General features: G+C 25.5%; 4 protein-coding genes. 2 read left to right on the top strand and 2 right to left on the bottom strand.

Annotated elements, in window-relative coordinates:
- Nucleotides 1-199 precede the first annotated feature (199 nt).
- On the bottom strand, nucleotides 200-1,357 hold the full coding sequence (locus tag VLM92_RS02420) for a site-2 protease family protein (protein ID WP_325274761.1): 1,158 nt from the start codon (nucleotides 1,355-1,357) through the stop codon (nucleotides 200-202).
- Between the two features lie 279 nt (nucleotides 1,358-1,636).
- Here VLM92_RS02420 and VLM92_RS02415 point away from each other — a divergent pair, with 279 nt between their 5' ends.
- Nucleotides 1,637-1,897 carry an autorepressor SdpR family transcription factor gene (locus VLM92_RS02415; protein WP_325274760.1) on the top strand — a complete coding sequence of 87 codons (261 nt, stop codon included), beginning with the start codon at nucleotides 1,637-1,639 and terminating at the stop codon, nucleotides 1,895-1,897.
- Nucleotides 1,898-1,906: 9 nt separating this feature from the next.
- Nucleotides 1,907-2,416, top strand: coding sequence for a hypothetical protein (locus tag VLM92_RS02410; protein ID WP_325274759.1), 510 nt, complete (start codon nucleotides 1,907-1,909; stop codon nucleotides 2,414-2,416).
- Nucleotides 2,417-2,527: 111 nt separating this feature from the next.
- On the opposite strand, the gene VLM92_RS02405 is transcribed toward VLM92_RS02410, so the two are convergent.
- Nucleotides 2,528-3,003 (bottom strand): hypothetical protein (locus VLM92_RS02405; RefSeq protein WP_325274758.1); only part of this gene is annotated, 476 nt, incomplete at its 5' end.

Below are 3,003 nucleotides of genomic sequence, written 5' to 3'. Positions count from 1 at the left end.
AAAATAATGTGTACCTTTTATATAACTTATTTGTTTTGATTTTAATACATTGTATATTCCCCTAAGTATTATAGTGCAATAAATACAATTTTATAAATGTTCTCAAATAAAGTATTTTATTAAAAAACAAAAAAGAGTAATAGTTTTGATTCTATTACCCTGCTTAATTGTCAATTTAATAAAATTGTAAACTATTACTTTATATCGTAGTATTAGCGCTCTCAAAATTTTTCCTAATAAATTCAATTATTTCAAGTTCACTTTCAACTTCCCCTTTATTAGGATATCTTTTCTTCACTATTTCAATTTCATCTAATATCTTTTTAACCTTCTTCATATCTTTTTCTATAATTAAAGCATACGCATACATTAAACGCATTTTATTTATATGGCATTTACTTGCTTTAACATATGCTTTCAAATTCTTTGTATATAATTCATTTATTTTATCTTCATTTCTTCTTCCTATTATCTCATGAAAAATCAGTTCACATTTTATTTCATATTCATACAATTTAACTATTTTAGGACTATAATTTAATAAAAACTCATAACATTGTTTTGCCTTATCAAAATCTAACTTATCATGATAATAATTAGCTTCAGTACATTTAATACCAGTTACTAATGGATTACTAAAGTCAGCTTTTTCATCAATTTCAAACCATTCTAATGGCATATCTTTTATCCTTGTTCCTTTACTTGTAAGTCCATTTACCTTTAATTGCATATAAAAGCAATATCTCACAAGCTTATTCTTTTTCATAGAAACTAAATTATATCCATCATTGGCAATTCCACTTATTTTCATAGGAATTCCATTAGTTATAAAAGTACCTATACCACTAACAATCATAGCAATTAAAATTACATCTAAATATCTATTACCACCAAATATCACATATAGAACAAAACATAAAATTGTTATAATAGCATTCATTAATATGCCGCCTAAGTTATATAAAACATATGGGCTTTTTTCATAATCATCTTCCTTTGGCATCATAAGGCATTGTCCAGCTGTTCCTTTGATATTAAACTTTTTTATAGCAAATTTGTCATTTTCCTTTACAAGAGTTAAACTTCCAACCCTAAATGATACAAAATCGTACCCTGATATTAGTCCACATATTAAATGACCTGCTTCATGTAAAATTATTTGAACTGTAAATGCTATTATGAAAATAGCAAAAATTAAAAGTAATCCTAAAATATTACCTTGAGGTGATCTACCTTCTTCAACTGCCATCATTCCACCTATCGCTCCAACTATACCCCCAACTCCAAGTAGTATTATAAATGAAAATATTTTAGTTAGTTTTTCTTTAATGTCTGTTGTTTGTTTTTGTTTATTCATAATTCTCCCTTCAATCCACTATATTTTTTGTAACATTCTTCTATATTAATATAGTTAAGTATCAATTCAATTTATAACAATTGTGGACTATACTTAAATTATAATCTTAGTAATAATCTAAGTAAATTAAATGCTATTCTCTAAGCCTGAATTTAGCGATTAGTTATTATTTTAAATTTTATCAAAGACAGTTGTAATTTTTTATTAACTTGACTATACTATAAATATAATCATTTAACCATTTAGTTAAATATTTATATTTATAGTAAGGAGGAGAATATGGTTAAAGTATTTAAGGCATTAAGTGATGAAACTCGAAGAGATATTTTAAAATTACTTAATGAGCGAGATATGAATGCAGGAGAAATTTCTAGTTATTTTAAAATGTCTAAGCCTGCTATATCTAAGCATTTAGACATTTTAAGAGCTGCAGAACTTATCAGCTCAGAGAAAAAAGGACAATTTTTAATTTACTCTATAAATACCTCGGTTATTCAAGAGGTTCTCGGAAACTTTTTAGATATTTTTACAAATAAATAGGAGGATAATATGGAAAGAATAGGATTAATTTTACTTGTTATATGGATAATTGGAGTATATATAAAGGCTCCAGAAATTTTAGGACTATCAAAAGATAATCCTAAAGTTAAAACAGCTAGATCTATACAACTATTATTTTTACTAGTTATTATAGGTAAAGAGCTATCACCTCTCTTAGGTTTAGATGAATTATTTTCAAATGAAATTAATGATAAGATGACTATTGGTATAAACGCTATAGTGATTATGTACTTTGGAAATCTATTACCTAAAATACAAATTTATAAAAATATGCAATTAAAAAATCCTTGGGCTATAGGTGATGAAAAAGTCTGGAGAAAAGCAACTAAGATTTTTGCTTATTTATCATTTCTTATAGCAATATCAATGTTTGTTTTAAGTTTTTATTTTGACTGTGCTATTGTTGTTCCAACATGTCAATTTATATGGTTTGCTATTCCTTTATTATATTTGTTAATTTACTATAATAAAAAATTCAAAGGAATTAAAACTAGATAAATAGCAAGGGTAAACCTATTATTATATTCAACTTGAATGGTAAATGAACTCTATTTCTAGAGTTCATTATTTATCATGTAGATGTTATAACTTGATGACAAGCCATTTTCTTTATATAAAATTCTCTACTACCGCTATAATGCTATATATAATTATAAAGATTATACAAATAACACTTATTGTGTATAATGAATTCCAGTCCTTAAGTTTAGTTTTGTAAGGTTGAACAACACCACTTTCTTTCAATTCTTTTATCTTCGACTTTATTCCAAAATATCCAAATAGACAAAGTAAAGCACATGCTAAATTTAAATATGCAGTCCAATAGTAGGATACATTTTCACCTATATAATGGGATATATTTATTCCAAATACTAAAATGTTCATTATCCCTACAATCAATATTACTTTTTTCTGAGAATTTAATCTACCTAAATATCTTCCCTGTTCATTTTTTATTATTAGATCTGCTTCTACTCTGTTCTCTGCTCTGAAGTAATAATAACCATTGCTATTATCTATATAATCAAGACCCACATCTGAATACATAAGTTTATATTCATTCTCATCTAAATTAGACGTTTCTT

The sequence above is a fragment of the Romboutsia sp. genome (assembly GCF_035470145.1).
Lineage (GTDB): Bacteria > Bacillota > Clostridia > Peptostreptococcales > Peptostreptococcaceae > Romboutsia_D.
The sequence above is the reverse complement of the archived record's forward strand: the minus strand, read 5'-3'. Positions and strand labels throughout refer to the sequence as shown.